The 3,038-nt window shown below is 35.6% G+C and carries 3 protein-coding genes; 2 read left to right on the forward strand and 1 reads right to left on the reverse strand.

Annotated features, from left to right (window positions below; all coding sequences use genetic code 11):
• A partial coding sequence (locus tag MV052_RS02560) for a DnaB-like helicase C-terminal domain-containing protein (RefSeq protein ID WP_297440679.1) occupies window positions 1–1,057 on the forward strand: 1,057 nt, incomplete at its 5' end.
• A 3-nt stretch (window positions 1,058–1,060) separates the two neighbouring features.
• Entirely contained in the window at window positions 1,061–2,344 is a 1,284-nt protein-coding gene (locus MV052_RS02565) for a ComEC/Rec2 family competence protein (RefSeq protein ID WP_297440680.1), read from the forward strand.
• Here the strand turns inward: MV052_RS02565 and MV052_RS02570 are convergent.
• Window positions 2,246–3,038: YihY family inner membrane protein (locus tag MV052_RS02570; RefSeq protein WP_297440683.1), on the reverse strand; the 793-nt coding region annotated here is incomplete at its 5' end. The genes MV052_RS02565 and MV052_RS02570 overlap by 99 nt on opposite strands.

The following is a 3,038-nucleotide window of genomic DNA, read 5'->3' on the forward strand; positions in this document are numbered from 1 at the left end:
AAAAATCAACTATGAATGTGATGTTTATAGAGTTCGCATAGTTGGGCATTTAGATAAAATTCCTACAAAAATTGCTCGCAAAAAGGCACGAAAACTTCTCTCAAAACGTGAGCATTTACATACCGGTATACAAGTAGAATATGATAAAGTTGATGAGTATTATGGATTTACAATAGATGGCAACCACCTCTTTTTACTTGAAGATATGACTGTCACACACAATACATCATTTATCCTCAACACAGTAAACTCTCTCATCATGCAAGGCAAAGGTGTTGCCTTCTTTTCTCTTGAAATGCCAGCTGAGCAGTTGATGCTGCGTTTACTTTCCATCCAAACTTCTATACCCCTTCAAAAGCTCCGCGTTGGGGATATGAATGATGATCAGTGGTCAAACCTCAACGGTGCCATTGACAGAATGAACTCTGCAAAACTTTTTGTTGATGATCAAGGAAGTGTCAATATCAATCAGCTCAGAAGTAAACTCAGAAAGTTGAAAAACCAACATCCTGAGATTGAGATAGCCGTTATTGACTACCTACAAATCATGTCAGGGGTCGGCAATCAAGATAGACACTTACAAGTCTCTGAGATCTCTCGTGGACTCAAAATGCTAGCACGTGAGCTTGAGATGCCTATAGTCGCGCTCTCTCAGCTAAACCGTGGACTCGAATCCCGTAATGATAAACGCCCAATGCTAAGCGATATTCGTGAGTCTGGTTCTATTGAGCAAGATGCCGACATTATTCTTTTTGTTTATCGTGATGATGTTTACCTTTATAAGGAAGAAAAAGAGCGTGAAAAAGCTGCTAAAGCCGAAGGAAAAGAGTTTACTTCGACTTATGTTGAAAAAGAAGAAGAAGATGCTGAGATCATCATCGGAAAACAGAGGAATGGACCGACTGGCCATGTGAAGCTTATCTTTCAGAAAAAACTTACACGCTTTGTTGATGCACCTAGCTTTTCTCAAGGAGTAGAAACCGTGTATGAAAATGTTGATACCTCATCGGCAAACATTGACATGGGTACGCCACAAGTTAATATGCCGCAGATTTAAGGTATGAAACTTATAGAAGAAGTGACTCTTTTTCAAACGAAAAAAGACATCTTCTCTTTTCTTTTTACTGCGTTTACTATTTTCCTATTTTCCATCTCTTACCAATATTACAAATACACTGAACTTACAAAATTTGATTCACAACTCGTAAACGCAGTAGTACTCAAACAATACACAAAAACAAAGCTAACAAAAAAAGGAAAAACAAAAACTTACCAAGTTTTAAAGCTTAAAAGTGATGATGGTTTTACATTTTATACCACTGCAAAGAAAAAACTTCAAAACCTACAAAACAAAAATATTCAGCTTGAAATTTGGGCAGGAAAGATTACTTTTTATGAGTATCTACGAAATTTTTTTGCTTTTAGTAAGATTCTACAAATATACGACAAGCCTACGCTTATGAGTGATGCCACTGCGTTTATAAGCAGTCAACATCAAGATGCAAATATGTCAAACCTCTACCAAGCACTTTTTTTAGCCAAACCTCTCAACCCACAACTCCAAAAAACTTTCTCAAATCTCGGCATTTCTCATCTTATTGCCATCAGTGGTTTTCATCTCGGTGTACTCAGTGCCATACTCTTTTTTCTTATCAAATACCCCTACAAGTTTTTACAAAATAGATATTTTCCATACAGAAGTTACACCAAGGACACCTTTATCATCATCGCTCTTATACTTTTTAGCTATCTTCTTTTTCTAGATTTTCCACCTTCATTACTCCGTGCTTATGCTATGTTAGTTATAGCCTATATTTTATATGCAAGAGGGATAAAAATCATCTCAATGCAGACGCTTCTCATCACAGTGGTTTTCCTCCTTGCGCTTTTTCCTAAACTCATCTTCAGTATAGGTTTTTGGCTCAGTGTCAGCGGTGTTTTTTATATTTTCTTATTTTTGATACATTTTAAACATTACAGTAAAGTCAAGCAGTTTATACTCTTGCCTTTTTGGGTTTATTTGATGATGTTACCCTACTCTTTGGCAATATTTGGAAACTTTAGCCTTTATCATCCGCTTTCCATACTTTGGACAACGCTTTTTACCCTATTTTATCCGCTTGAAATGTTCTTGCATCTTATCTCTCATGGAAGTTTACTTGATGGATTGGTTCAAAAGCTCGTGGAGATAAACCTAAACGCAGTAAATCATACTACTGCGTTTAGCTATCTAATTATTGAGGTATTACTCTCTTTTATCGCTATTTTCAGTCGAAGGTTTCTCTATGTTTTGCTTTTGTACACTTTCTTGATTTTTATATATTCTATCTATAATGTAGCATAGTTTTAAGCCATAGATAAAGATAATCCAAGAAACATATATCCATAAAAACAAAAACATCAATATAGCAAACGAACCATACATTGTTGTGTAAGATTTATTTAAAAATACATAATAGATAAAAGCATTTTTACTCACACTAAATACAACAGAGATGATAAGAGAGCTGATTGCAGACGCTTTGGGATTTATTTTCGTGTTTGCAGCGATTTGGAAGATCAGGAAAAAAAGTCCCCAGATTATTATGTAAGGCACAAGAGGGAGGACATCTAAACCCTCTGTTAAAGTATTTGAAGCCATCAGTGTTGCGATGTAGCCTGTGATATAAAACGAAACACCTAAAGCAATAGGCGTAAGTGTGAGCAGTGTCCAGTATGTTGTAATGCTCTCCCAAATGGTTCTGGGTTTTGCATGAAAGATTTTGTTTGCGATATACTCAAAGTTTTTAAAAAACAGCATTGAAGAGACCAAAATCGCAGCAAAACCAATCGCTCCCATTTTAGATGAATTTTGTAAAAATCCATTGATTTGAATCATCACAGTATCTGAGTTTACCGGCATAAGGTTGGAAAATATAAAACCTTGAATCTTTTCATAATAGTCTGCAAAAGAGGGTAAAGAGGTAAGAATAGCCATAATGATAAGCAAAAGAGGAATAATGGTAAATATAGTATAAAAGCTTAAACTCGCTGCAAAG

The organism is Sulfurimonas sp., assembly GCF_026988655.1.
Lineage (GTDB): Bacteria > Campylobacterota > Campylobacteria > Campylobacterales > Sulfurimonadaceae > Sulfurimonas.